This is a genomic window from Halomicronema hongdechloris C2206 (genome assembly GCF_002075285.3).
Taxonomy (GTDB): domain Bacteria; phylum Cyanobacteriota; class Cyanobacteriia; order Phormidesmidales; family Phormidesmidaceae; genus Halomicronema_B; species Halomicronema_B hongdechloris.
Genome location: NZ_CP021983.2, coordinates 1,813,841 through 1,839,695 on the forward strand (window position 1 = coordinate 1,813,841; position 25,855 = coordinate 1,839,695).

General features: G+C 56.6%; 22 protein-coding genes and 3 pseudogenes. 9 read left to right on the forward strand and 16 right to left on the reverse strand.

All coding sequences use genetic code 11. The features are described 5' to 3' along the window. Positions 1 to 17 precede the first annotated feature (17 nt). Positions 18 to 1,094 carry a 4-hydroxythreonine-4-phosphate dehydrogenase PdxA gene (gene pdxA / locus XM38_RS08210; RefSeq protein WP_080811376.1) on the reverse strand — a complete coding sequence of 359 codons (1,077 nt, stop codon included), beginning with the start codon at positions 1,092 to 1,094 and terminating at the stop codon, positions 18 to 20. Between the two features lie 280 nt (positions 1,095 to 1,374). Here pdxA and petM point away from each other — a divergent pair, with 280 nt between their 5' ends. The 3 genes and pseudogenes from petM (at position 1,375) to XM38_RS28780 (ending at position 3,461) form a co-directional block, all read left to right on the forward strand. After that, positions 1,375 to 1,479 carry a cytochrome b6-f complex subunit PetM gene (gene petM, locus XM38_RS08215; RefSeq protein ID WP_137455046.1) on the forward strand — a complete coding sequence of 35 codons (105 nt, stop codon included), beginning with the start codon at positions 1,375 to 1,377 and terminating at the stop codon, positions 1,477 to 1,479. A gap of 83 nt (positions 1,480 to 1,562) precedes the next feature. Then, positions 1,563 to 2,519 carry an SDR family oxidoreductase gene (locus XM38_RS08220; RefSeq protein ID WP_088429494.1) on the forward strand — a complete coding sequence of 319 codons (957 nt, stop codon included), beginning with the start codon at positions 1,563 to 1,565 and terminating at the stop codon, positions 2,517 to 2,519. Between the two features lie 8 nt (positions 2,520 to 2,527). Further along, a pseudogene (locus XM38_RS28780) lies at positions 2,528 to 3,461 on the forward strand (metallophosphoesterase). Between the two features lie 81 nt (positions 3,462 to 3,542). Here the strand turns inward: XM38_RS28780 and XM38_RS08230 are convergent. After that, positions 3,543 to 3,824 carry a hypothetical protein gene (locus XM38_RS08230; RefSeq protein WP_137455047.1) on the reverse strand — a complete coding sequence of 94 codons (282 nt, stop codon included), beginning with the start codon at positions 3,822 to 3,824 and terminating at the stop codon, positions 3,543 to 3,545. Between the two features lie 157 nt (positions 3,825 to 3,981). After that, on the reverse strand, positions 3,982 to 4,242 hold the full coding sequence (locus XM38_RS28785) for a ParB N-terminal domain-containing protein (protein ID WP_080811367.1): 261 nt from the start codon (positions 4,240 to 4,242) through the stop codon (positions 3,982 to 3,984). An 866-nt stretch (positions 4,243 to 5,108) separates the two neighbouring features. Here XM38_RS28785 and XM38_RS08245 point away from each other — a divergent pair. Beyond that, entirely contained in the window at positions 5,109 to 6,770 is a 1,662-nt protein-coding gene (locus tag XM38_RS08245) for a SpoIID/LytB domain-containing protein (protein ID WP_225889233.1), read from the forward strand. Positions 6,771 to 6,976: 206 nt separating this feature from the next. Here the strand turns inward: XM38_RS08245 and XM38_RS08250 are convergent, their stop codons facing one another. Beyond that, positions 6,977 to 7,276, reverse strand: a complete 300-nt coding sequence (locus XM38_RS08250; RefSeq protein ID WP_080811365.1) for a ferredoxin — start codon at positions 7,274 to 7,276, stop codon at positions 6,977 to 6,979. Between the two features lie 472 nt (positions 7,277 to 7,748). Between XM38_RS08250 and XM38_RS08255 the strand changes: the two genes are divergently transcribed. Further along, the gene (locus XM38_RS08255) at positions 7,749 to 8,759 is read left to right on the forward strand and encodes a Gfo/Idh/MocA family protein (protein ID WP_225889234.1); all 1,011 of its coding nucleotides are present in this window, start codon (positions 7,749 to 7,751) and stop codon (positions 8,757 to 8,759) included. A 56-nt stretch (positions 8,760 to 8,815) separates the two neighbouring features. On the opposite strand, the gene XM38_RS08260 is transcribed toward XM38_RS08255, so the two are convergent. The 5 genes from XM38_RS08260 to XM38_RS08280 form a co-directional block, all read right to left on the reverse strand. Continuing rightward, positions 8,816 to 9,334, reverse strand: a complete 519-nt coding sequence (locus tag XM38_RS08260; RefSeq protein WP_088429500.1) for a CAP domain-containing protein — start codon at positions 9,332 to 9,334, stop codon at positions 8,816 to 8,818. Positions 9,335 to 9,465: 131 nt separating this feature from the next. Then, entirely contained in the window at positions 9,466 to 10,569 is a 1,104-nt protein-coding gene (locus XM38_RS08265) for an Mrp/NBP35 family ATP-binding protein (RefSeq protein ID WP_088429502.1), read from the reverse strand. A 10-nt stretch (positions 10,570 to 10,579) separates the two neighbouring features. Continuing rightward, the gene (locus XM38_RS08270; RefSeq protein WP_088429504.1) at positions 10,580 to 11,539 is read right to left on the reverse strand and encodes a HEAT repeat domain-containing protein; all 960 of its coding nucleotides are present in this window, start codon (positions 11,537 to 11,539) and stop codon (positions 10,580 to 10,582) included. A gap of 123 nt (positions 11,540 to 11,662) precedes the next feature. Next, positions 11,663 to 11,890: a 4Fe-4S dicluster domain-containing protein gene (locus XM38_RS08275; RefSeq protein ID WP_080811359.1), complete on the reverse strand. Its 228-nt coding sequence runs from the start codon at positions 11,888 to 11,890 to the stop codon at positions 11,663 to 11,665. A 75-nt stretch (positions 11,891 to 11,965) separates the two neighbouring features. Beyond that, the gene (locus XM38_RS08280) at positions 11,966 to 13,672 is read right to left on the reverse strand and encodes a fumarate reductase/succinate dehydrogenase flavoprotein subunit (protein ID WP_088429506.1); all 1,707 of its coding nucleotides are present in this window, start codon (positions 13,670 to 13,672) and stop codon (positions 11,966 to 11,968) included. Between the two features lie 465 nt (positions 13,673 to 14,137). On the opposite strand from XM38_RS08280, the gene XM38_RS08285 reads away from it, so the two are divergent. Continuing rightward, the gene (locus XM38_RS08285; RefSeq protein ID WP_080811356.1) at positions 14,138 to 16,147 is read left to right on the forward strand and encodes a LysR family transcriptional regulator; all 2,010 of its coding nucleotides are present in this window, start codon (positions 14,138 to 14,140) and stop codon (positions 16,145 to 16,147) included. On the opposite strand, the gene XM38_RS08290 is transcribed toward XM38_RS08285, so the two are convergent. From XM38_RS08290 to XM38_RS28790, 4 genes and pseudogenes are all read right to left on the reverse strand, one after another. Next, a complete protein-coding gene (locus XM38_RS08290; protein ID WP_080811355.1) occupies positions 16,144 to 16,959 on the reverse strand; it encodes an ABC transporter ATP-binding protein in 816 nt (271 codons plus the stop codon). The two genes, XM38_RS08285 and XM38_RS08290, sit on opposite strands and share 4 nt — an antisense overlap. Positions 16,960 to 17,053: 94 nt before the next feature. Continuing rightward, entirely contained in the window at positions 17,054 to 17,851 is a 798-nt protein-coding gene (locus XM38_RS08295) for an ABC transporter permease (RefSeq protein ID WP_225889452.1), read from the reverse strand. Positions 17,852 to 18,147: 296 nt separating this feature from the next. Next, on the reverse strand, positions 18,148 to 19,680 hold the full coding sequence (locus XM38_RS08300) for an ABC transporter substrate-binding protein (protein ID WP_080811353.1): 1,533 nt from the start codon (positions 19,678 to 19,680) through the stop codon (positions 18,148 to 18,150). Positions 19,681 to 20,016: 336 nt separating this feature from the next. Beyond that, a pseudogene (locus tag XM38_RS28790) lies at positions 20,017 to 20,151 on the reverse strand (ATP-binding protein); the annotation flags it as partial. A gap of 35 nt (positions 20,152 to 20,186) precedes the next feature. Here XM38_RS28790 and XM38_RS08310 point away from each other — a divergent pair. Together XM38_RS08310 and XM38_RS08315 are read left to right on the forward strand one after the other, a co-directional pair. Then, entirely contained in the window at positions 20,187 to 20,651 is a 465-nt protein-coding gene (locus XM38_RS08310; protein ID WP_088431589.1) for an MgtC/SapB family protein, read from the forward strand. 203 nt (positions 20,652 to 20,854) lie between these two features. Then, on the forward strand, positions 20,855 to 21,406 hold the full coding sequence (locus XM38_RS08315) for a CBS domain-containing protein (RefSeq protein WP_187329330.1): 552 nt from the start codon (positions 20,855 to 20,857) through the stop codon (positions 21,404 to 21,406). A 196-nt stretch (positions 21,407 to 21,602) separates the two neighbouring features. Here the strand turns inward: XM38_RS08315 and XM38_RS28795 are convergent. From XM38_RS28795 to XM38_RS08330, 3 genes and pseudogenes are all read right to left on the reverse strand, one after another. After that, a pseudogene (locus XM38_RS28795) lies at positions 21,603 to 24,379 on the reverse strand (bifunctional acetate--CoA ligase family protein/GNAT family N-acetyltransferase). Beyond that, positions 24,292 to 24,711, reverse strand: a complete 420-nt coding sequence (locus XM38_RS28800) for a DUF3782 domain-containing protein (RefSeq protein WP_080811380.1) — start codon at positions 24,709 to 24,711, stop codon at positions 24,292 to 24,294. Before XM38_RS28800 ends, XM38_RS28795 begins: the two are co-directional and overlap by 88 nt. 2 nt (positions 24,712 to 24,713) lie before the next feature. Further along, positions 24,714 to 25,298, reverse strand: coding sequence for a Uma2 family endonuclease (locus tag XM38_RS08330; RefSeq protein ID WP_080811349.1), 585 nt, complete (start codon positions 25,296 to 25,298; stop codon positions 24,714 to 24,716). Positions 25,299 to 25,404: 106 nt separating this feature from the next. Between XM38_RS08330 and XM38_RS08335 the strand changes: the two genes are divergently transcribed. Continuing rightward, on the forward strand, positions 25,405 to 25,599 hold the full coding sequence (locus XM38_RS08335) for a hypothetical protein (protein ID WP_137455048.1): 195 nt from the start codon (positions 25,405 to 25,407) through the stop codon (positions 25,597 to 25,599). Positions 25,600 to 25,855 lie beyond the last annotated feature (256 nt).

The window sequence follows — 25,855 nt, forward strand, 5'->3', positions numbered from 1 at the left end:
CCCCAGGGCGCCACTCATTACCCATTCCCCAAATTAAGGCGCCCCTGGTTGGCTTGCCGCTGCTGGATGAGTTCAAGGGCCAATGCGATCGCAGCTGTCATGCTGGTGGCATCGGCGATGCCTTGGCCAGCGATATCGAAGGCGGTGCCATGGTCGGGGGAGGTGCGCACAAACGGCAGGCCCAGGGTGGTATTCACCGCCCGGTCGAAGGCCATCAGCTTCACCGGAATCAGTCCTTGGTCGTGGTAGAGGGCCAGATAGGCATCATAGGTACTGGTCGAGGCCGTAGTACCATACCAGGCTTGGCCGGGGCCGACCCATAGGGTGTCGGGGGGGATGGGGCCGACCAACTCTGCCTGGGGATAGCGTTGCCGTTGCTGTTGCAGCCAGGGAATGATCCAGGTAGTTTCTTCGATCCCGAGCCGTCCTTGCTCACCGCTGTGGGGATTGAGACCTGCGATCGCAACTCGGGGCCGACTCACCCCGAAATCTTGCTGGAGTCCGGCGAGCAACAGCGCCAGCTTCTGGCTGAGCAGCTCGGGCGTGAGAGCCTGGGGCACCTGGGCTAGGGGAATGTGAGTAGTGGCCAATAATGCCCGCAACTGCCAACCGGTATGGGGAGAGCGGGCCACAAATGCCATGGCAAAACGGTGGCAGCCAGCCGCTTCGGCCAGCACCTCTGTCTGCCCCGGATACTCATGGCCGGCGGCATGCCAGGCAGACTTGGCAATGGGGGCAGTCACAATTCCCTGAAACTGACCGACCAAAGTGGCAGCCAAGGCCATTTTCAGATAACCAAAACTAGCGGCACCGCTGGCAGCTGTCCCCTGGCCCCCAGGCAAGGTCTCTAAGGGTAGGTCCTCCGACCAGATGTCCAGGGTGGCAGGATCGGCCATCTTAGCGGCCGGGGCCAGCTGGTCATAGGTTCGCTGCAGCAGGAGCCGGCTGCCGACTACCGTGATTCGAGCCGCTTGGGTGAGGCGGTCATCAGCCAAGGCCTTGAGCACCACCTCAGGGCCAATACCAGCGGGATCCCCCATGGGAATGACCAACCGCACCGGGGCAGGGCTTGCTGCAGAGAGGGAAGAAGGCATCGGGTCAGGGCCTAAACTGGTCTAAAATGAGGGCTGCATATCAACTTATCCTAAGTCCAACTCAGGATCAGTCGCTTTCCCCAGTGACGTCTTCAGTCTGGGCTGAGACGAGGCCCATCTGGCCTACTCAGGGTCAAGACTAAGCGCCTACCCAGGCATGTCTGAGACATGCAACCGTGTCCAAGCCCAGACCAAAAGGCTTATTCAAGCGGACGACGCCCGATCTCGAGCTGGATTTGGTGTATCCCGAGCAATCACCGAGAGGAGAATCATTACGACTATGGGCAGCGAAATTACCAACACCGCACTGTTAAGTTTTGTATTGGTGCTGATTGGCATGGCCGTAGGGTTTGCCATGCTGCGGATTCAAGGGGATGAAGAGTAGGCCTAGGGTATCAGCCCGCCCTCCAGAAAGGAGACGATATCTGATAGCCTTAGAGAAAGTTAAATTTTTGTTTCAATTCCCTCATGAAAATATTGGTTGTCGGTGCTACTGGCACCCTAGGTAGACAAATCGTTCGCCACGCCCTGGACGAGGGATACGAGGTGCGGTGTCTAGTCCGCAGTGCTCAGCGGGCAGCTTTTCTGAGGGAATGGTCCGTTGAGCTGGTGCGGGGCAATCTCTGTCGGCCAGAGACACTCCCTGCCGCTTTAGACGGGGTTGATGCCGTCATTGATGCCGCCACGGCTCGCCCGACAGACCGGGTAGAGCAGGTGGATTGGCACGGAAAGGTGAACCTGATCCAGGCCACCCACGCCGCTGGGATCAAGCGTTTCATCTTTTTCTCGATTCTGAACGCTGAAAAATATCCCCATGTGCCGTTGATGCAGGTGAAGCAGTGTACCGAGGCATTCCTGGCTGAATCGGGGCTAGATTACACGGTGTTTAAGCCCTGCGGTTTCCTACAAGGGCTGATTGGTCAATATGCCATTCCCATCCTGGAGAAACAGCCCATCTGGGTCATGGGTCAGGCGGCCCCCATTGCCTACATGAATACTCAAGACATCGCCCGCTTTGCCATCAAGGCCTTGACCCTGCCTGAAACGGTGAATCGAGCCTTTCCCCTAGCCGGGACCCGGGCCTGGGGAGCCTACGAGATTATCCGGTTGTGTGAACGACTCACCGGCCAAGATGCCAAGATATCTCGCATATCTCTGGGGTTACTCCGTGGGGTCCGCCGCCTGGCCAGTTTCTTTCAATGGGGCTGGAACCTGGCTGACCGTCTGGCCTTCGTAGAGGTGGTGGCGGGCAGCCAAGCCCTAGATGCGCCCATGGATGACGTCTATGCCACCTTCGGCATTGATAAGCAGGAGATTACCACCCTGGAAGAATACCTGCAGGAGTACTTCAACCGGATCATGAAGAAGTTGAAGGAGCTCAATTACGACCGCGATAAGGCCAAGAAGAAAAAAGTTCCGTTCTAGGCCCTACCATGCACAGGCTGCTAACCGGTCCTCTGACGTTAGAGCGGGTTACCATCCCCATCGTGGGTCTCTCTCCTGATCATCAGGGCTTGCGGTTAGTACAGCTCTCTGACTTTCACTGGGATGGGCTACGTCTGTCTCCTTGGCTGCTGCGGCGTGCCATCGCCCAGAGCAATGCCATGACGCCTGACTTGGTGATGCTGACGGGGGATTTTGTGACTAAGGAGCCAACCCCTATCCATGAATTGGCGCGTCATCTGGCAACTCTGGAGAGCCGCTATGGGGTCTATGCCGTCCTAGGCAACCACGATAACTTCAGTCTCAAGGAGCGTCTCACTATCATTGAGGGGCTGCAGCAGGCGGGCATTCAGGTGTTGTGGAACCAGATTGCCTATCCCCTGGGGCCAGGGCTAGCGGTGGTGGGATTGGCAGACCTGTGGTCCCGGGAGTTTGCCCCGGCCCTCGCTATTCGAGTCCTTGGCCCCCCAATGCCCGCGTCTGGTGCTGTGTCATAACCCTGACGGAGCAGCTCAGTTGCAGGCCTGGCGGGTCGATCTGCAATTGTCGGGCCATACCCATGGCGGCCAAATTAGGGTGCCGGGGATGGGGCCGTTGCCTCAGGTGCTGGGACAGGTGCGGGCTCGCCTCCCTAGGGCAATTTATCGTCGTTTGCCTTATCTCGCGGCGCTGGTGATCAGGTGGTCCACCAATGGAACTGGGCGGCAGGATTCTACCGCCTGGGCCAGAACCAACTCTACGTCAATCGCGCTGGGACTTACCTGCCGGGACGATTACGTGTCCCCCGAAGTCACCCAGATTACCCTGATTAGCAGGGCAGCGGACTCACCCTGGCCCGATGCAGCAAGCGCTCACCATGGTGTAGCCACTGTAGCGAATCTTGACGGCCTCCCCAGTTGGCGGTGCCCTGCATTTACGTCGTGAGCTTGAGGATCGTAGGCACTGCTGTCCCCACCGTGCGATCGCATGCACACCCCAAGCCGCCAGTAGCTTCTCTAGGCTGCACTAGGGGCAGTAGGCGCTCGCCAGCAATTGGGGATTTTGCTCCACTGCATGACCGCCGTGGGCCACTGCAACAGCCAGGGCTCGATGATCTGGCAGGGCCTGCTGCTGCACTGCCTGCCTCAACCTCCTCGCCTGATGATCGAGTTGGCTACGCAGCCGTTCATATTCCTGGCGGAATGGGGACGGCAGGGGCTGCTCCTCCTGTCTAGGTCCGCCTAATTCCCGCAGCAGCGTGGCCATGGGCACCTGCAAAGCTTGGCTCACCTGCACCAGATTATGCACCCGCAACCGCGTGATCTGTGACCCGCCGTATCTGGCGCACCGCCCACTCCGAGACCTCTGCCTGGCGGCAAAGGGCACGGAAACTGGGAATTCTCAGCCTCAGCCATCAACCGCCGTAGGGCTGGAGTGTAGTCAGGCTGGAGAAGACTCATGGCATTTAGGCCAGATGTAAATGCAACACGGAGCGGGGAGCCCGACGCACACGGCAGCAAATCGTCTGGTGGCCGAGACGACGGCAGGCTTCGTAGCGATGGCACCCCGAGAATCCATAATATCGTCCCTCCACCTCCAAGACATCAATGGGGTCCTGTAGCCCCTGCTCCTGAATCGAGGCCATCAAAGTCGCAACTTTCTCGGGGTCAGTCTGACGATAGAGGGGACGATGAATTTGGTCAATGGGGATATCGGCAATGCGCATCTTGGCTAAGTAGAGAGGTGGGTGGGTGGTGGGGAGGACCGAGGGCGGAGGGCGGAGGGCGGAGATGGAGTGATGAAGTGATGGGGTGATGGGGTGATGGAGTGATGGGGTGATGGGGTGATGGAGTGAATGGGGGATGGGAATGGGTTTGAGTTTTGGGTTTTGAGTTTTGAGTTTTGAATCCCCGCCTTGCTCCTGTGGAGCCGCTTTGCGAACGCGAGGACAAGCTTTGAATTTTGGTTTGATTCCTGCCCAACGGTGGATGGGGAAAGAGGGTAGGGGCGTGGTTGCCGCGCCCAATGCAGAAAAGTCTTCAATTCAAAATTCAAAATTCAAAATTTATTGCTACCTTGCCAATGCGACGCGATCAATAACGACCAATCGATAACCCCTTCCGCAGGTCCAGGCAGTAGTTCGACTTCGTTGCTCCTGCGGAGCCGCTTTGCGAACACTACAAGCGGTTTGCCCTGGTCGTAGGAGTCCGGGGAAGCGACATTCCCCCGGCGAGCACCCTGAGCTGCACAATAAGTGTGGCCTTATCGTGATCCACCGCCACTGAGCAATACACCCTACACGGGATTTCGGGGCGGTAAGCAGGATGTGGGAGCGTGGTTTCCGCTCCACTCGTCCACTCGCCTACCCTTCCATTGATCATACTCATAACGAATATGACTTGGCAAGATCAGGGCATTCCGAAAGGGGTCTAAACTCGCTACAATGCGGCTATCCGAGTCGATGACTGCAGACCATGGTGATCTCAGCGGAAACAGGCCTGAGATCAGGCGCCATTGCCAGGCCTCTGGGGCTGGCGAGGTCGTTCCCGATGGTCCCGGATGGTGCCGTTGGTGGCGGGCCTGGTGGTGGGCATGATAGCTCCTCTAAAGGCTGAGCCCTTGAATCCGGAACTGCAGGTGGGGGTGGTGCAGCGATTTGGCGAGGATGACGATGTCACCCTTCGGTTGGAATCCTTTGCTGGAGCTCCTCTGACGGTATCCTTTCAGACGGGGGAGGAGCCTCAGCAGATCACCACCCCCCAAGTATTGCTAGAGGTGCAACCACGGCCCTTACCCCAGCGTGAATTGCAGGAGCGGGTGGTGCTCAGCACCCATCGCAGCTTCGAGAGTGCCGAAGACAGTGCTCAGGCGTGGCAGCAACGGGGTATTGCCACTGAAATTGCCCAACCCGATACTTGGCAGGTGTGGGCCCAGCGAGAGACGTATCACACGCCACTGTTACGGCGATTGCTGCTGCAGAACTTGCAGAGCCAGGGATTTACGGAGGTGTTTCTAGATAGCCAGGTGCTGGGACAGGAGCCCCAGGCGGTGTTTATCGCCAATGGCTATCGCTATCATCGCTCGCGTCTAGAGGTGACGGCGGCCAACCAACGCATTCGGGTCGTGCGGCTCTTGGGCGGAGATCCCCAGCGGACGCGGCTCTATGGCGGTAAGCTGCGGCTGCAACCCAATGCCTATGGCACCTATACCCTGGTGAATCAGGTGCCGATTGAGACTTACTTGCGCGGGGTGGTGCCCCATGAGATTGGCTTGGGGGCTCCTGCGGCTACCATTGCCGCTCAAGCAATTCTGGCTCGCACCTATGCCCTGCGCAATCTGCGTCGCTTTACCATCGATGACTATCAGCTGTGTGCCGATACCCATTGCCAGGTCTATTGGGGCTTAGGAGGAGCGGCACCTGTCACCGATAAGGCCATCGCCGCCACTAAAGGCATGGTGCTGACCTACCAGGGAGAATTGGTGGATGCCCTCTATTCCTCGACTTCAGGAGGTGTCACGGCTCCCTTTAGCCATGTCTGGAATGGCCCCGATCGCCCTTACTTGAAGGCGGTGGTGGATTCGGTGCAGGGCGTCTGGGATTTGGAGCAAACGCCCCTGAATACCGAAGCGGCAGTGCGGCGGTTTCTGGACCTCGAGACTGGGTTTAATGAAGCGCGCTGGGATACCTTTCGCTGGCAACGCCAGAGTGACTTGGCTGAGATTACCCAGGATGTCAGGGCCTATGTGCGATCGCAACAACATCCCCTAGCCGACTTCACTGAAATCACCAGCCTACAGGTGAGCCAGCGAGCTGCCTCAGGGCGGGTACAGACCCTAGTGATGCAGACGGATCTGGGCGAAATCACCTTAGTCAAAGATGAAATCATCCGGGTCCTGTCGGCACCGCGGAGCTTGCTGTTTTATCTGGACCCGATCTACGAAGAGACAACAGCGGCGGCAGAGGCCCCTAGTCAAGCAGCAGAGGCCAGCCCCTCCTCCCCCCTACAGGGCTACCGATTTGTTGGCGGGGGCTTCGGCCACGGTGTGGGCATGAGCCAAACCGGGGCCTATCGCCTTGGCGCTCTGGGCTGGTCCAGCGAACAAATTCTGCAGTTCTACTATCCCGGCACCACCCTAGAACCAATCCATGACGATCTCGTCTTCTGGCGCCCATCAACCGATGCCGACCAGGGAGATCAGGTGGAATCAGACCCTGATGCAGCGGCCAAAAGCATGGCCTCCCCGTCTCCATAAGAGTCGCCTGGGCCACCAGCCGCTGCAGCAATCCGGCATCCCTCTAAAACCAAAACTAAAAACTGAGGACCCCTCTAGGAGTCCTCAGTAGCAAGCTGCAGGCAGGCTAGCCAAGCTAGCTGAGACGATACCGACTCATCCGAGTCCTAGCTCAAGGCAATACCTGGCCAGCTATCACTCGATGACAGTTGCGATGAACACACTGCTTAGTACAGCTCTTCTTCCTGGTGGGTCATGATGGTGCAATCAGACGTCGGATACGCGACGCAGGTCAGCACGTAACCGGCTTCGATCTGGTCATCATCCAGGAAGGATTGGTCAGATTGGTCAACGTTACCTTCCATCATCTTGCCAGCGCAGGTGGAGCAAGCCCCTGCCCGGCAAGAATAGGGAAGTTCGATACCTTGCTCTTCAGCGGCGTCCAGAATGTATTCATCATCAGGCACTTCGACAGTGGTGTTAAGCCCTTCAGCTTCGTTGACCAACGTCACCTTATAACTTGCCATGCTGCTATCCTCTCAATGCAGAAAAACATTCACATCCGTTGACCCTAACTCTTCCTAAATGTGACGGCGATTAAGCGATTAGGAATTTATTCTCACGGGCCAACTCCATTTCCGATACTACGGGAAAACTTGAAGTCTGTGGGCGCTTTCTTCTATTTGGCTGAATGGTATTCGTAATCGAACCACTCCATTGCCGCCTAAATTACTTATAGGTGGATCGAGAACACTCCCTGTGAGTCCCTTTATCAAGGGGCTTATGGTAGGCAAACCGGAGAATATGCCCCGGAACCGCCCTATAAGGCGATATTTATTATCAATAATTAATCTAAACATAAGTTTTAATTATACATCTTCCTTTAGTCATGTTTGCAACAGAAATTCTCGGTATTGGGAATGACTTTTCAATAGCTTATGCAAAGAAAACAATCAGTTCGATAATGGTTCTAGGCGTTCTCAAAAGGTTGGAAATCCTGTGTCGAGCCCACTGAATGACACACTCCTGAATCAGCCCCTCAAGGTAGGTCTGGTTGGTACCGGCTATGCTGCTCAGCTACGAGCAGAAGCGCTACGGGCAGATGTGCGATCGCATCCTTTTTTAGTCGCGGGTCATCGTCCCGAGAAAACCCTGGAATTCAGTCGCAGCCATGGGCTTACCGTGGCCGACTCTTGGCAAGCCGTAGTGCACCATCCGGATGTGGATCTAGTCTGTGTGGCCCACCTGAATCGAGATCATGCCCCAGTAGTCGCCGCCGCCTTGCAAGCCCACAAGCATGTCATCGTAGAATACCCCCTGGCCTTTTCCCCCCAGCAGGGCCAGCAACTGCTGGCCCTAGCCCGCGCCCAGCAGCGCCTGTTGCACGTGGAGCATATCGAGTTACTAGGGGGCTTACATCAAGCCATGCAGCAGCATCTGCCCGCCATTGGGGCCCCCTCCTACGTGCGCTATAGCACCCTCAAGCCCCAGCGTCCGGCGCCGACCAAGTGGACCTATCGCCCCGCCGAATTCGGCTTTCCCCTAGTGGGGGCCCTGTCGCGTATCCATCGCCTCACCCATCTATTTGGTCCCATCACGGCAGTGACCTGCCAACTTCAGTACGACGGCGTCATCAGCCGTACTACCCCCGAGGCCTTCACCTCCTGTCTCTGCATTGGTCAATTTCAGTTTCAGAGCGGACTGTTGGCGGAAGTCAGCTATGGCAAGGGAGAGCTGATCTGGCAGGTAACCCGCCGCATGGAAATCTATGGCCAGACCGGTGCCCTGGTGTTCGAAGCCGATCACGGCACATTGATACGCCCAGAGGACACCCAACCCATAGTAGTGGGGTCCCGACGGGGGTTATTTAAGCGAGACACACAGATGGTCTTAGACCACCTCAGCAGTGGCACCCCCCTCTATGTGACGCCGCAACAGAGCTTACTCTCTCTGGCAGTGGCCGACGCCGCTCGTCGTTCGGCAGAAACCGGCGAGATGGTACGGCTGTGAAGGGCGCCCCCAGCAACGACGCTGCCGGACAGCACTCTGTGGCGGCAGCATAGCCCCTAAAGCGGTGGCTGCCCGATGTAATTGCCGGGCGGAGTGTATTGGCACACCAAGACATCCCAGCCCTGGCCACTGGCTAGGCCGCAACCCACCTCAGTGGTCTGGCGCCAGATGATTTGGGTGTAGTGGCCCACATCCCGCCAGTTACCCGTCGTCGCTACCGCCGGAAACACCCCATCGGAGACGAAGTACTGCTTTTCGGCCCCCCAGCTGTCTACCATATCGCTGAGCTCGTAGGCGCCGGCGGTACCCTTCCAGATGTTTTCCCCATAGCCACCGGCAGCACTATGGGCAAAGCTATTGGTGGCGGCTAGGTGCTCGGCCCACGCTTGGGCCGACTCGGCCAGGGGCGGAGACCACGCCAGGGGCGGCACGCCCACGTCCTCTCGGTAGCGGTTGTGGGCCTCCAGCAGCACCGTCGCCTCTGAGTCGGCTAGGGCGTTGCCTGGGCCTGCGATCAGGGCCAGGGCCATGGCTGCCACCATGCCGTAGTCAATCGCCTTGAGTGATACCCCCATGGTGGTGCCTCCTTCCTTGATATCAATAGCCTCTGGGAATTAGACTGCCTCCAGGCCGCTAGAAGTTCCGGAAGTACGAAACGGATCCCCTGAGGTCAGGAGCGCTTGGGAGCGAACAGGGATCCGAAAAATCAGTGAGTCCCTGGCGGTGCCGACTTAGGCGCCGCCAGGGTGGGCTCTGGCATAGCCGCCTGGCCGAAGGTGCCATTGAGGCCAGCGGCAATCTGGGCAAACACCTGGCTCACAGAGGCATCGGGCAGTTGTAGCGGCAGCGGGACCCCTGCATCGGCTAAGGCACAAATGCGCGGGTCAAGAGGCACCTGGCCCCACAGAGGCACCTGCAGATCCCGGGCAATCTGGGCGCCACCACCACTGCCAAAAATCGGAGTCGGGTTGCCGCAGTGGCCACAGAGCAGATAACTCATGTTTTCCACCAGCCCTAGCACTGGCACCCCCACCTGCCGAAACATGGCGACACTGCGCCGCACATCGGCGACGGCTACTTGCTGGGGCGTCGTCACCATGATCACGCCGCAAATGGGGCTCTCCTGCATGATGGTAATCTGGGCATCGCCGGTACCAGGGGGCAAATCAATGAGCAGGTAGTCGAGGTCACCCCACTCGACCTCTTGAAGAAACTGGGTCAGGATTTTATGCATCACTGGCCCTCGCCAGGCCAGGGGATGATCCTGCTCCGCCAGCAACCCCACCGACATCAGCTTGATGCCATGGGCGTCTAGGGGTAGGAACCGCTGGCCGCTGTCGGTCTCTACCACCTGGACACTGGATTGGCCCAGCCCCAACATGTGCGGCACATTGGGACCATAAATATCGGCATCCAGTAGGCCCACCTTGGCGCCACTGCGAGTCAGGGCGGCGGCCAGGTTGACGGCGGTGGTTGACTTGCCGACTCCCCCTTTGCCACTGGAGACAGCCAGGGTAGTGCGGACGCCGGGAATGGTGCATAGCTGAGCGTAGGCCTTCTTGCACCAGGGCAGGGCAGTGAGGGTCTGTTGCACCTGCTGTTGAAGATGGCGCTGGTGGGTGCCCACATACAGGCGTAGATACACGTAGTCATCTACTATCTGCAGGTTACGCACCATGCCCAGGTTGACTAGGTTGTTGGGCAGGGTGGGGGCTTGAATGTCTTGCAGCCGGGCGATGACTTCGGCTTTACGAGTGTCGGCTTGGGGGTCAGCGGCGGCCCGATGAAAGGGAGATGAATGACTAGGCATTGGGAGTTTCTCAGCAAGACGCCTGAATCTTTGCGATCGCACGTTCCGAATAGATGCGCACGTCCATGTCGGGGTCATCTAAGGTTTGCTGCAGGGCCGGCAGCACACTGGCATCGCCGATATTACCCAGGGCCGTGGCAGCATCGCGACGCACATCGGAATATTCGTCGGAGAGGGCCTTGATTAAGGCCGGAATCGCCTGAGCATTTGGGATTTGCTGCAGGGCTCGAGCGGTGAACTTGCGCACCTGCCACTCCGCATCGGCCATGGCGGCCATGAGGGCCTCCGTAGCCGCCGCATCGGCTTGTAATTCTAGAGACTTGGCGGCATTACGACGCACCTGCCAGTCGGCATCCGTCCTCAGCAGCTCACACAGCAGCGGTATTACCCCCGCATCGCTGAGATGGCCCAGGGTGAGGGCCGTGGCCCGTCGCACACTCTCCTCTGCATCCTTGGCCAAGGCTAGGACTGGTTCACACCGCACCACCTGATTCAGGTAGCGCAGGGTGGTCACCGCCGCCTCCCGCAGCGCTGGATTATCAGACTCGAAGAAGGGCAAAATGAACGGCAAGGCTTGGGCATCGTGGATCTTGCGCAGCAGAATCAACACCCCCAGTTGGGCGTGGACATCGTCTTGCTGCAAGACATCCAACAGCGTCATCAAATCCTGGGTGGACACCAGTTCCTTCAGAGCCGCCAGCGCCTCGTCTCGCACCTGCTGATGAGGGGCATTGAGGCACTCGATTAGGGGCGGAATCGCCACCGGATTCGCAAGCTCCCACAGGGTGGTGACGGCAATGTGCTGCACCCTAGGATGGTCGTCCTGGAGAGCCGCAATCAAGGGCTCGATGGCATCTTCATCCCCCAGGTGTTGCAGGGTTTTGACCGCCACCAAACGCTCTTCTACATCGTGCGATCGCAACATCTCAACCCATTGGGCGAGGTCAGGGTCCATATCGGTGGTGTGCATGGGTGTTCTTCTAAATGACGGCAGTTGCAGAGGAAACGTCTTGCATGTTTAGTGTTGAGTGTTAGGTTCCTGATGGCCAAGCCCGAATTCAAAACTCAAAATTCATAACTCAAGACTTTTGCGTCATCGCAGCAGGAACGGAATCTGCACCGTAATGGCATTGGTGGGGCATTCTTTCTCGCAGGGCAGGCAGAACCAGCATTCGTCATATTTCATGTAGGCCTTGCCGGTGTCTGGATTTTTCACCAGCACATCGAGGGGACAAACCTCAATGCAGGCCACGCACTTCTCCAAGCATTTCGACTCATCGACGATGACGGGTACATCCACCCGTTGAGTAGTTAAGGCCATAGAAAATGTCCTTCGATAGACTGCAAAACGGCAAAACAGACGATTACGAAAACCCTAGCCGAGTCAATAGCCTCCCTACTGACGCACAGCCACGTCGTAGACCTCCTGGTCTAGGTCGACATTGACGACGTAGGGTTCAACCGGGCGCTTAAACAGCTCCATGGCCCCGACCTCGCTCTTTTTCAGGTTGACGTGACAGAACCACTCTTGGTTATTCTTCTCGGGATAGTCGAGCCGGTAGTGATAAAGCCCCCAGCGGCTTTCCTGGCGAAATAGAGAGGCACGGGCCGCCATTTCGGCACAGTCGCGGATGAAGTGCACCTCCATGCAGCGCATCAACTCGTGGGGATCGCGGGCTCCCATCAGGTTTAGAGTGTCCTCATAGGCCCTGAACTTCTCCAGGCCGATGTCCATCTTGTAGGGGGATTTGGGCGGTTGCAAATAGTCGTTGACTAGCCGCCGCAGTTTATACTCCATTTGGGTATGGGGCACCCCTTCCGGCTGCTCTAGGGGCCGATAGATGCGGGCTTTTTCGGCGGCTAAAAACGCCTGGTCAGGCTCGACGTGGTCTAGGGCTTGCCCATACTCCATGGCATTTTCCCCGGCAATGCGGCCATAGACGAAAGCCCCAATCATGTAGTTGTGAGGCACACTGGCCATGTCCCCGGCGGCATAGAGACCGGGCACAGTGGTTTCGGCCTTGTCATTCACCCACACCCCCGAGGCGCTGTGGCCGCTGCAGAGGCCGATTTCTGAGATGTTCATCTCGACCCCGTGGTAGCGGTAGTCTTCCCCGCGGCCGCCGTGGAAGCGTCCCCGACTGGGCCGCTCATTGGACCACAGAATCGACTCGATCTCCGAGATGGTGTCATCATCGAGGTGGTACATCTTCAGGTGCACCGGGCCTTTGCCAGAGTTGAGCTCCTTCCACACCTCCAGCATCATCTGGCCGCTCCAGTAATCGCAGCTAATGAAGCGGTGCCCTTCGGCATTAGCCGTGTAGGCCCCGAAGGGACTGGCCACATAGGCACAGGCAGGGCCGTTATAGTCTTTGATCAAGGGATTGATCTGAAAGCATTCGATGTTGGTAAGTTCGGCCCCGGCATGGTAGGCCATGGAGTAGCCGTCACCGGCGTTGGTGGGATTTTCATAGGTGCCGTAGAGATAGCCAGATGCAGGCAATCCCAGCCGCCCACAGGCCCCAGTGCAGAGCACCACGGCCTTGGCCTGAATCACCACGAAGTCACCGCTGCGGACATCGAAGCCCACGGCCCCAGTGACTCGGCCGTCCTGCACCATCACCCGGGTGGCCATGACCCGATTGGTCACCTTGACCTGGTGGCGCTTTACTTGGCGGGCCAGAATTTTTTTCAGGTCTTTGCCTTCCGGCATGGGTAAGACATACTTGCCGACCCGATGCACCTGCTTCAGGTCGTAGTTGCCTTCGTGGTCTTTCTGGAACTTGACGCCCCAGCTCTCCAACTCTTGGATCACCTCGAAGCCCAGGCGACCAGTTTGGTATACCGCCTTCTGATTTAAGATGCCATCGTTGGCGATGGTGATCTCGCGCACGTACTGCTCTGGAGTGGAGTTGCCAGGGATGACGGCGGTGTTGACCCCATCCATCCCCATTGCGATCGCACCGCTGCGGCGAATATTGGCCTTCTCCAACACCAGCACCTCGCTCTCGGGACTGGCCTGTTTGGCCTTAATTGCCGCCATGGTTCCAGCGGTACCGCCACCGACTACCAGAAAATCGGTCTTCAAATACTGAGTATTCACTTAAACACTCCCTCAGCGTTTACGGCAGTGAACAACACCAAGTCCAGGTTGAGATCGGGGGTTCAGACCACTAGATCTGGGCTTGGATGAGATTTCAATCAACGGGGAAATATGCTTTGCCTGCATCCAGCCCTGGCAGCCCTGGAGAAACAATTCCCATCAAGGTTCTCCTTATTGACTAGAGCTGAACATTGACTAGCGCTAAACTGACTAGATTCTGACATCGGAAAAGCGACTGACAAAAACCGCTGTTTCTAATGCCTTTTACAGGATTCTAGAAAATACTCAATGAGCCAGCAATGGCGTTTGTAACAGCTGCTACGGTTTCAAGATTCAAGTCTTTTATAGACTCATAAAAAGTTTGAATATATGAGCGACCCTGCATCGGCAAATGATTAATGAATAATTCCTGTAAATCTCACGGCAAATCTTAAGTTGAATGGCCCAATTGATTAGGAGGCTATCGTGGAAATTTACCAGCTTAAGGTGTTTTTAGAAGTGGCACGGTGCCTTAGCTTCACGGAAGCCGCCACTGCTCTAAATTTAACCCAGCCCGCCGTTAGCGCCAAAATCAAGTCTTTAGAAGCTGATCTGGATACTCCCCTGTTCAATCGCCTAGGGCGGCGAATTGAACTGACTCAGGTGGGGCAGTATCTGTTAGAAGAAGCTCCTTATCTAGTTGACTTAGAGGCTCAACTCATCGCTGAAATTGAAGATATAAAGCAGGGGAAGTTCAGCACGCTAAAAATTGGCTGCATGGCTGAACTCAATAATCACTGGCTACCCTCAGTGCTGTTTGAGTATCGTCGGCAATGGCCAAGTGTGCAGACCCGTTGCTGCCAGTTTGAATCCGCAGAAAAGTTATATCGTGCCATCAAAAATGGCGATGCCGACCTTGGCTTTTCAGATCTGAGCTTTTCCGAGTTTGACGATCTATCGGAGACGGTGATCGATACCATTCACTACTCCCTGATTGCCTCCAGGAATCATCGGCTGGCTCAGCAGCCATGGTTGAGCTTGAAGGAACTGCTGCATCAACCCTGGGTGCTATTACCTGACGGCAGCCCCAGTCGCATCATCTTTGAGAAACGCCTGCGGGAGCTGGGCCTAAGCCTGGCTGACTTCACCCAGGTCGAAATTGTCGATGCCCCTGGCTTGGTGCGGACCTATGTGCTGCAGGGGCATTATCTTAGCTTTATTGCCGACGTTGACTTGCAAATTGAGCAACAAGCCGGCTTAATTCAGGCCATCGCCCTAGAAGAATTTGCCTTGGGAACACCGCTGTTTCTGCTGATGTCGAAACGCCTAGCCCGGGCCTTAGCCCAACAGCCTATTCCCTTTCGAGGTCGCCAGGCCCTAGAGCCAATTCGCCAGTTCATCACCCTGCTGCATCAGCGGCAGTCGCCCCCAGCTCCCCAGCGGCAGACTGCGGCGACAGACTCTACTCCACCGCCTCCGGCCCGGTTTCAAGCCCCCCACTTCATCAGGCGGCCCCGGTCGAGCCAGCCTGGTGACACCCTCACGCTCACGATTGGCACTCAAAATCGCACTATCCAAACGGTAACGGCGGGGCTAATTATTCAACGGCTGGGGCTGCTAGAGCACTTCTTACCTCAGCAGGGTCGCTACAGGGGCACCCAGTATCAGATTCGCTGGTGGGACTACACCTCAGGGGCCCCCATTGTGGCTGGGTTGGCGTCGAAGCAAATTGATATCGGGGTCTTGGGGGACTACCCGCTCCTATTGAGTGCCATGCCCCCCCAGGGGACTGATGCCAACACCTGTCTGATTAGCTTCGTGGCTAGTAATCCCGACGGTACCGGCAATGACATCATTGTGCCCCATCGCTCCCACCTTAGCCGTATCGAAGACCTCGAGGGCCGGGTGATTGCGGTGCCGTTTAGTTCTGCTGCCCACAGCATGGTGATGCGATCGCTACACCATAAAAATTTGTTGGAGCAGGTTAGGCTCACCTCCATTGACAACCTCAATCCGCAACGGCTAATTAGCGATTTGGGGCAAGTAGATGGCTATGCCTACTTTGCACCGTTCCATGAAATCGCCAAGCACAAGGGACAGTGTCGTCGACTGCTGGAAGACAACTTAGATGGCCTGCCGACCTTCCACGGCATCGTGGTGCAGCAAGAGTTGGCCAGTCAATATCCTGAGGTGGTGGTGGCCTACTTGCAGGCGTTGCTGGCGGCCCAGTATTGGTATGCCACCACACCAATGGCCGCAACCCTGGTCAGCCGCTGGGTCAATTTAGATGCGGCCATCGTGTCGAAGACCTTACTCACCGGCGCCAGTGACTATACCCAGGGCGTGTTTTTCCCAGAGACTCATATCCGTGCTGACTGGGTCAGTGAACATGTCAACCAGCTCCAGCACATTGCCGGCCATGAGTATCTAGGCCAGATGAATCTGAATCACTGGATGCAGCCGGAATTTTTGCAGCGGGCGGTGGCGTCTCTTTAGGCGGCCTCCATGCTTTTGAGGGTCTCTTCCCGAATGCAGTCAAATACCTGCCGATGCAACGTCATAAAATCAGGGGAGAGGGTGTCATCAAAATGGCGGGGGCGACGCAGATGAATCGGGATCTCGGCTTTAATATGCCCTGGATGTACTCCCATGATGAAGATGCGATCGCACAGGAAAATTGCCTCCTCAATGTCGTGGGTGACAAAAATCACCGTAGTTTTCAAATCACTCCAGATATCGAGCAGTAGCTCCTGCATCATGTGGCGGGTTTGGGCATCGAGGGCGGCAAAGGGCTCATCCATCAACAACACCGATGGCGAATTTACCAAAGCCCGGACAATGCTAGCTCGTTGCTGCATTCCCCCCGACAGCTGGGCCGGATAGCTATGGCGATAGCGATAGAGCCCCACCCGATTCAGGTAGTCATTGACCAACTCAGTGCGCTCAGCCTTAGCCATGCCACGGATCTTGAGGCCCAACTCAATATTCTGAAACGTCGTTTTCCAGGGCAACAACGAATACTGCTGGAAGACAAACCCCCGGTCGGCCCCCGGTCGACAAACCGGCTGTTGGTCTACCAAAATGTAGCCCTCCGAGGGCTTGAGAAAACCGGCAATGCCATTGAGTAGGGTAGACTTGCCACAGCCAGACGGCCCTAACAAGCAGACAAATTCCCCCGGTTGAATACTGAGGTTAATAGCATCGAGCACATGATTGATGTGTCCCTTCCGTCTGAAGGTGACTGACAGCCCCTCCACTTGCACAGACCCCTTAACACTCTGCGTTTGCTGCAACTGTTGCATCAACATGATTTTTCCAACCTAACGCGACAAATTGGCAGGGAACATGGGCTGAGGTTAGCCAGATCAAGCGGCAGTCTGAGCTAGCCAACGCCGCCAACCCTCAGGCATCTTGCTTTTTAATCACCCGCCAAGGCATGAGGGCAGCCATGGTGCGATTGACAGCCCAAGAGCTGATTGCCCCCATCAAGCCAATCAGCAACATGCCCATGACAATCGGTGGATAGTTCGAGGTGACGTAAGATTCCCAGGTGATATAGCCAATGCCGTAACGCCCCGCCAAGATTTCAGCGGTGACTAAACAAAACCAGGCATTGCCCATGCCGATGGTAAGACCACTGGCGATACTGGGTAGGGAGCCAGGCAAAACAATATCTTTGAAAATATGCCAGGATCTTGCCCCTAAACACTGCCCCACCCGAATCAACACCGTGTCACTGAGAATGCTCTCCACCCCACGAATGGTGCTAATCAACACCGGGAAAAACGCCCCCACAAAGGTGATATAAACCATGCCACTCTCTGCATTCGGAAACATCAAAATTGCCAGGGGAATCCAGGCCACTGCTGGAATCGGCCGCAGCAGCTCCAACGGAGGCATCAGCAAATCTTCAACCTTCTCGAACCAGCCCGCCAGCACCCCTAGAATGATGCCCAGGCATGAGGCCACGGCATAGCCAATCATGACCCGCTGAATACTCGAGCGAAAGTGAACCCACGGGTCAGTGGTGAAAAAGGTCAGCGTGGCTTTCAACACCTGCAGCGGAGACGGTATCAGCTGAAAATTTACGAAAAAGCTGAAGCCGATGTTGCATAGAAACTGCCAGCCGCCAAAGAAAATCACTAAGGCCAGCAGGCGCCGCGCTGAACGATTGGCAAAAAACAACGCCCTCAAAGCCATGGCCGTTTGATAACGCCAGCCCCGCCGCGACTGCCGTGTCGCCTTCGAAGTCATAACTGCCATAGGGTCTTCCTCTCCAGCAGAGCACATCCGTTCATCCCAGGGGCAACGACCTAACGCCGTCCTTAGATAGCGTTAGGTCCACCAAGCCGGATGACCATTAGCAGCCACCTTACGCAGTTAGTGAAGTGCCCGTCTGTATTCCATAGGGCAGTAGTGATGCACATTCTCCGTAGATGGTCGGCTACAGCATTTCCTGGCTGGGTGCTGTAATCAGACTCAATGGCTGACTCAAGTTAGCGCCGACCTCCCACTAAGGCTCCTACCAGGGTAGGCTGGCGACCCTTAGCATAGCGATCTTGCAACCCTCGAAACGCCATCATCTGGCCCCCGGTTTCAGCGGCATAGGCCTGCGCATCAGACTCTAGTAAGAAGGCCGATACTTCATCACCGTTGCTGACGTAGTAAGAGTTTTCTGCAAACAGCTTCCAGCCATTGTTGCGGTCATGGACAAACATGACATCAGCCGCCTTGCCTTCTGCTTGCAGCGCAGCCAGGGCTTCTAACATGTTGCCAATCGAGGCAAAGTTGGTGACGGTTTCCTCGCCCTGAACCCAATACTGAGCCGCTAACTTCGGATCTTCGATGGCTTCGCCAGTCAGGGCATCTTCACCGGTAATTTGATAGGCCTCAGCGGTGGCGATCACCTCATCGTAAACCAAGTCCATCTCTTCCATGGCCTGCTGTAGATAGCTTTCATCAATCCAGTTGGTGACTTCAGCCGGGTCAACCGGATTTTCGATCTTGCCCAGACTAGTAAGGGTGGCAATGCTGTTTTTCAGGGCCTCCACATGGACTTCGCGAATAGTGGGGTCGAGGGGCTGTAACCCAGAAGGCCCCAAGAACATGTAAACGACCTCCTTCTCGATGCCCGACCATTCCTCGATGTTGGCCGAGATTTCTTCGGGACTTTCCCGGAAGATTTGGTTCGCCTCTAGCACTGCCTTGAGGTAAGCCACGACAATTTCAGGGTGCTCCTCGGCAAAATCAGAGCGCACCGTAATGCCATGGAGAGTGGGGACTCCGGTTTGGGCACCGTCAAAGATTTTCTTGGCAAAACCGCGGAAGGGAAATAGCTCACCGAAAGGAACAAAGTCAGCATGGGCATCAATCTGACCCGTGCGCAGGCTCGACCCGCCGACCTCTGGGGCCTGACTGATGAGCGTGACATCGGTTTCGGGATTGATGCCAACGTCATCTAAGGCCTTGAGCACCATGCCGTGAGCCGCTGAGCCAAAGGGCACTGAAATCGTCCCCCCTTCGAGATCTGCCAATGAGGTGGCTTCACTATCTTTAGGAACAACAACTGCATTGCCAGCACCGTTAGGGCTATAGGCTAGTGTACCGATATAAATAGAATCAGCATCGTCAGCTTCCTGCTGGAATTTGATCAGATTAATCACCGCCGGAAAATCACCCATGAGACCAATATCAATTTGATCCGCCAGCATTTTATTCGTGATCGGTGGCCCAGATGTATAGCTCGACCATTGCATGTCGTATTCGACCCCTTCATATTTTCCAGTGGTGGGTAAATGTTTTTCTAGCAGTCCCAATTCCCGTACAGTGGCGCCACCAACCGCAGTGTTGATTACCTGATCCTGGGTGCCAATTGCGACCCGAAGCACTTCCCCAGAGAGGCTTTCAGAGCTTGCCTCCTCGGCTCCTGAGTTCGCACCAGGATCAGAACAAGCTCCCACAAACATTACAGAACTAATTAGAAAGCCTGACGCTAGTAGTCTCTTCTGCCAGCCTAATTTAAGCTTCATATGCACGATAAATTAACTCGATGTTGGAATCATTTATTCACTAATTCAAGACTCTATCTGTAAATCGATATACATCCTCAAGTGATCTAAAGTTATGGTGGATAAAAGTATTTTTTGAATCAATCAATTTCTTTTATAACTAGAGTTATAGGCTAAATTCATACCCCCTGCAGCTGATAGTCTGAAGGTCATTCTTTGCAAAAACCTCCAGGCTCTAGACTGGGTCAAGGTTGGTTGACTGACAAAAGATTCTGCATTGGGCGCGGAAACCGCGCCCTTACCAGATTTCGGATGCTGTAGGGGGCAGGTTCCCTGACCCTTTGGATAGTCTGGGTTCTATAGCACGATGGTGACGATGGTGCCCTGAGGCTGATTGTCTGCCACCAGAATTTGGCCGCCATGGGCTTCTATCGCTAACTTGCAAAACGCCAGCCCCAGGCCAGTTTGGATAATGCCGGCGACGGGATCACCAGTGCAGAAGGATGTTGAAAACGGATGCTTACCCTATGATTTCCCTCACCCCCATCCCTTGGCTTGAGAGCTTGGGTCGATTGCTGCTCGCTATCGGGTTGGGGGCAGCCATTGGTTGGGATCGCGAGTATGACAATAAACCGGCTGGGCTGCGCACCAACATGCTGGTGAGTTTAGGGGCGGCTCTATTCATCCTGGTTCCCCTACAAAGTGGGCTGGCGCAGCAAGATGCCAATACTATCGCCCGTAGCCTCGATGGCATTATCACCGGCGTGGGGTTTGTGGGGGCAGGCTCGATTCTACGGGAGCAACGGGTGCGGGGGCTCACCTCTGCCGCTGCCATCTGGATTTCGGCGGCGGTGGGGGTGGCAGCAGGGATGGGGCTGTGGCCATTGAGCCTGATGGGCACCCTGTTGGCCATTATCATCCTGCGCATTATCAAGTGGTTGGAACGGCGATTATCCCCTAGGAAACGGACATCTAGGGCGCCAAGGCAGTAGTAATAGGGCGGCTTGCCCTGACGGATGTGGCAAAAACCTAAAGAGATCTAGCAAAAATTTGGATTTAACGGCGGACTAGTCCACCATGGGGAATCGACGCTGGTCGGGAAAATATCCCGTCCTATGTTGGCATGGACATTCTCAATGGCTCGTGCGAGAGGAGTGTCCGTGATGAGTGCCCAGTAGCATCCCAGGAGAAATTTATGTTGACGGCGGCCGACATCATGACTAACGAGGTCTGCACCATCGATAGTTCAGCCAGTGTGGCGGATGCCATTGCACTGATGCAAACCCAGAAGGTGCGATCGCTAATCGTGAACCGCCGCAGCGCCGAAATGCCCTTCGGTATCGTCACCGAACGCGACATCGTCTACAAGGTGATTGCTCGGGACCACGATCCGGAGCGGGTGATTGTACAGGACGTGATGCGGCAGCCCTGTGTGGCCATTGAACCGAATCTGAGTATTCAAGAAATCGCTCAAGTCTTTTCAGATGCTGGGATTCAGCGGGCTCCGGTGATCAAAGATGGGGAATTGCTGGGGGTGGTCTCGGTCACCGATGTGGTCATGCGGGGAACGATAGCGGCGTCGAATCAGCCCGAGCTGGCCCAGCGGATCGCCGAAGCCGTGCGCCATGCCCGGTCCATCTGTCAGGAGAAAGGACAAAGTTCCCAGGACTGTGCGATCGCATGGGAAACCGTAGAAGAACTACAAGCAGAAGCCGCCCATCGCCGGATTAAGCCCGGGGGGAGATAGGGGAGAGTGGGGGAGTGATGGGGTGATGGAAGGATGAAGGATGAAGGATGAAGGATGAAGGATGAAGGATGAAGGAATGAAAGGCGGGGAGGTGGGGTGATGGGGTGATGGGGAGTGAGTAGCGTGGGTCATTTTACCTAGGCAGGGGAAATTATGAATAGCCAGGGAAGGACCCACGGAGACGCGAGCATGAGGATTACTCCGTCAGTCGCAATTCCGCCTTCACCACATCCGGGGTGCGCCGCAGCTTAAAACCCACCTTCTCACAGACCCGCTGCATAGGCTTATTCTCATGCAAAATCTCGGCAGTGATGCGGGTCAGGTGTTCGTCTCGGCCAATCTGAATCAGCTGCGACAGCAACTCTGTGCCTAGCCCCTGGCGCTGGTAAGGATCGCTGACCAGCATGGCGAATTCCGCCTCGTCGTGACCATGGAAACGGCTGAGGCGGCCGGCGGCCAGCACCTCATGCTGTTGAGTAGCTGGATCCTTGCAATCGACGACCAGGGCCATCTCCCGGTCGTAGTCCACGAAGCAGATGCGGGTGAGGCGTTCGTGGGCGATGCGCTGGCTCAACTTGAGCAAATGGAAGTAGCGGAAATAGACACTCTGTTCCGAGAGGGTCTGGTGAAACTGCACCATCAGCGGTTCATCCTCGGGACGGATGGGGCGAATGGTGACGGGGGTGCCATCCCGCATCGTCCAGGGCTTGACGTATTGACTGGGATAGGGACGGATGGCGGGTTTGGGTAGGGTACTCAGGTCCACATCCGCCGGATGCAGGGCAATGCGGGCATCTAGGGCCAGGAGGGGATAGCGGCTGTGGACGCCGTCTACCAGTAGGGGGTTGATGTCGATTTCTTTGATCTGGGGCCGCTCTAGAATCAGTTGACTGAAGCGCACCAGCAGTTTCTCCAGCTCCGCCAGGTCGACGGGGGGACGACCGCGCACTCCCTGCAGGGCTTGGTAGATCTTGGTCTGCTCCATCAGCCGTCTGGCCAGGGTGGTATTCAGGGGCGGCAGGGCCACGGCGCTATCTTTAAAGATCTCCACCAGTTGGCCCCCGGCCCCAAACAGAATCACCGGACCGAATTGCACATCCAGGCTGCTGCCGACGATGACTTCGTAGCCGTCTTCCCGGTTGATCATGGGCTGCACGGTCACCCCTTGAAAATGCTCGGCCCCAGCCTTCTCGGCCACGGTGGTTGCGATCGCATCAAAGGCTTGCCGCACCGCCGCCGGGTCTTGCAGATTCAGCTTCACCCCGCCCACATCGGTTTTATGGGTCAGGGTCTGGGACAACAGCTTCACCACCACCGGATAGCCGATGGCCTCGGCCCATGCCACCGCTTCCTCTGCCGTTAGGGCGATGCGAGATGCCACCGTGGCAATGCCATAGGCACTGAGGATCTGCTTCGATTCAAACTCTGTCAGCAGGATGCGCTGGTGGGCCTGGGCCGCCTGGATGATCTCATCCACCACCTGGGAGCGATCGACGGCACACCGAACTCAGATTCCGGCAGCAGGGCCGGGGTTTTCATAGAGGCCCTTCAAGTTGTAGCTGTAGCGCCACATGAAATTGAATAAACGGGCGGCGGAGTCAGGGTAGCGGTAAGTGGCGATGCTGGCCCGGTGAGAATGGTTTCCCCATTGGTGACCTCAGCCCCCGCCCATCCAGCTGGCCAATAGGGGTTTCTGGGCTCTCTGCACCGCCTGCTTCAGGTGCTCGGCGGTTTCGGTGGGGTCGGTCATGGCCTGGGGGGTCAAGATCACCATCAGGCCATCGCTGGTTGGGGCTCTTGGCAGGCGGTTTCAAAGGTCTGGGTATAGCGCTTGGGGTCGGGCGTCCCCGAGGATGGTCGATGGGGGTTGCCATGGCTCCAGTGGCCGGGGCAGAAACCGATCTAAGGCCGTCCACCGTTTCCCGGCCAAGGGTAGTCAACTGGCCGCCGGTGGCGATCAAGGCGTCGGTGGGCTAAGACCCCAGGGCCGCCGGCCATTGGTGATGATCGTCAGCCGTGGGCCTTGGGGCAGGGGGTTTTGTTTTCCCCAGCACTTCCGCCAGGTTAAACAGCTCCGAGATCCGTGTTCACCCGCAGGACGCCGCCGCAGCGGCGAAAGGCGGCATCGGAGGACGGCATCACTACCGGCCAGGGAGCCGGTGTGGGAGGCGGCGGCCTGGGCGGCGGCTTCGGTACGACCGGCCTTGATCACGATGATGGGTTTGGTCAGGGCCACTTCCCGGGCTGCCGATAGGAGAAGGAGCGGGCATTGCCGATGCTCTCCATGTAGATGACGATGCTGCGGGTGCGGGGGTCATCGCCCAGGTAGTAGATCAAGTCGCCCCAGTCCACATCCAACATGGAGCCGATGGACAGAAAGGCGCTGAAGCCGACATTTTCCTGCAGGCTCCAGTCGAGCACGGCGGTGCAGAGGGCGCCGCTCTGGCTGATGAAGCCGACGTTGCCGGGGCGGGCCAAGGTGCTGGCGAAGGTGGCGTTGAGCCCTTGCAGGGGATTCATCACCCCGAGGCAGTTGGGGCCGATTAGCCGCAGGGAGCTATGGGCCAGTTTCGCTTTGATGGCCTGCTCTAGGGCGATGCCCTCGGCTCCGATCTCTTTGAAACCGGCGGAGATGACGATGGCCCCTTTGACCCCATGATCGATGCATGCTTGGATGACGCCGGGGACGGTGACGGCGGGGGTGGCGATGATGGCCAGATCGACGGCTTCGGGTACGGCCTGGAGGCTGGGATAGGCTCGAATGCCTAAGACACTCCGCCGTTTGGGGTTGATCGGAAACACGGTGCCGCCGAAGGGATTGCTAATCAAGTTCCACAGCAGGGTGCGGCCAACGCTACCGGGGCGGTCGCTGGCGCCGATGACGGCTACTGCCTCGGGGGCAAAGAGGGCGCTGAGGGGTTGCCGTTGCGATCGCAAAATGTCGTAAGCCGGATCAGTCGTAGGCTTGAGCATGACGGAGTAGCCCTAGAGGTACACAGACTGAAAACATCCACACTTCTGTTGTAGTGCGGGGATCGCGACGGATGATGGTTGATTCGACAGGGTGGACGCGGGGACACCTGCCCCCCGCAGGACTCCGCGAGGATGCCCTTGAGGGCATTGCGGAAACTGGCCTCAGAATAGGGCCCCCAGCGGGAACCCAACGCCCCGATGGTACTGTCATGACGCTGCTCATGACGCTTCAACTCTGCTAAGACGTCTCGATTATGCTGGTGTTGCTCATGCCACTGGCCCGTGTTGTCTTCTCTATGAAAAAGTGATATAGAAGCTCGTAGATTTTTTATTTTTAGTCGCGTTGAATTTTGTGAAACATCTCCTCAACCGTCAATTGCCATTGGGAAAACGTCGGTGAAACAACCGTGTCATCTTGATTAAATACGGTTTCCGTATACGTGCCCTCAACCATTGCCAACACTGTCACGCGACCTTCTTGAGGATCAACAATCCAATATTCCGGGATGCCTCGCCATTCGTACTGATTGCGCTTGTCAAAATAGTCGCGGCGGCGGCTTTCCGCTCCGGAGCTGACCACTTCCACCACCAGCAGTGGTGGAGCCATCTCCAACGTAATTGCAGACTGCCCCAGGGCTTGTAATTGCTCTAGGTGCTCTGGTCGCAGCACGGTGAGATCCGGAAAGCGATTCTTGGGCTGTCCCAGCACTTCAAGGGCAAGCTGATGCGTTCTGACCCGTTGAAATCCAACAATGTCTGAAAAGGCGCGATCGAGCGCACGCGAGATTAAGACATTCTCATCCGATTCCGGCGGCACCTCGATTAAATCCCCATAAGTCAGCTCATACCGTCTATCTGTCCCGTCATCGTAGGCGAGATAGTCAGCAAACGTCACAATTTTCAGGTTGGCTTGAGTCAAGGAAACAACCTACATAACGCCTTCAACTAGATTGTAGTGTGAGCCCTAACTGAACAGTGGCCAGTACGTGAGGGAGCGATCGCCCTTCAAGAATGGCTGTTTTTGGATGATGAAGCGGAGGGATGCGATCATTCTAGACGATACCTACATGGCCGTCGGCAGTGAGGCCTATGCCGCCGCCCTATCGGTTTACAGCTACGCCAAGGCCAATAATAGTGGGGCGGGGCTAGATACGGCGGTGAGGGATTTGGGCATCCGGTTTGCCGGTCAGGGGAGACGGCGGCCTGCAGTGGAGGCCTAGGAGAGGCGTTGTGTCCTCTGACGATAGGGTAAAATTCTCCTGACAATTAACTCAACAGCCCCGCCGAGACCGTTGCTGTGTTGAGCAGTAACGGTCTTTGTTTTGCCGGTTACGATACCACTCCCGTCATTCCCGAAGCAGCGGGAGTCCAGATGTTGAGGAACTGTGCCTATCCTCAGTCAGCTATTTACCTAGACGCTAGTCTTCCCTATTTAAGGCTTGTCAGGTCAACTTTTCGCGTGCTTTCTCAAGATGG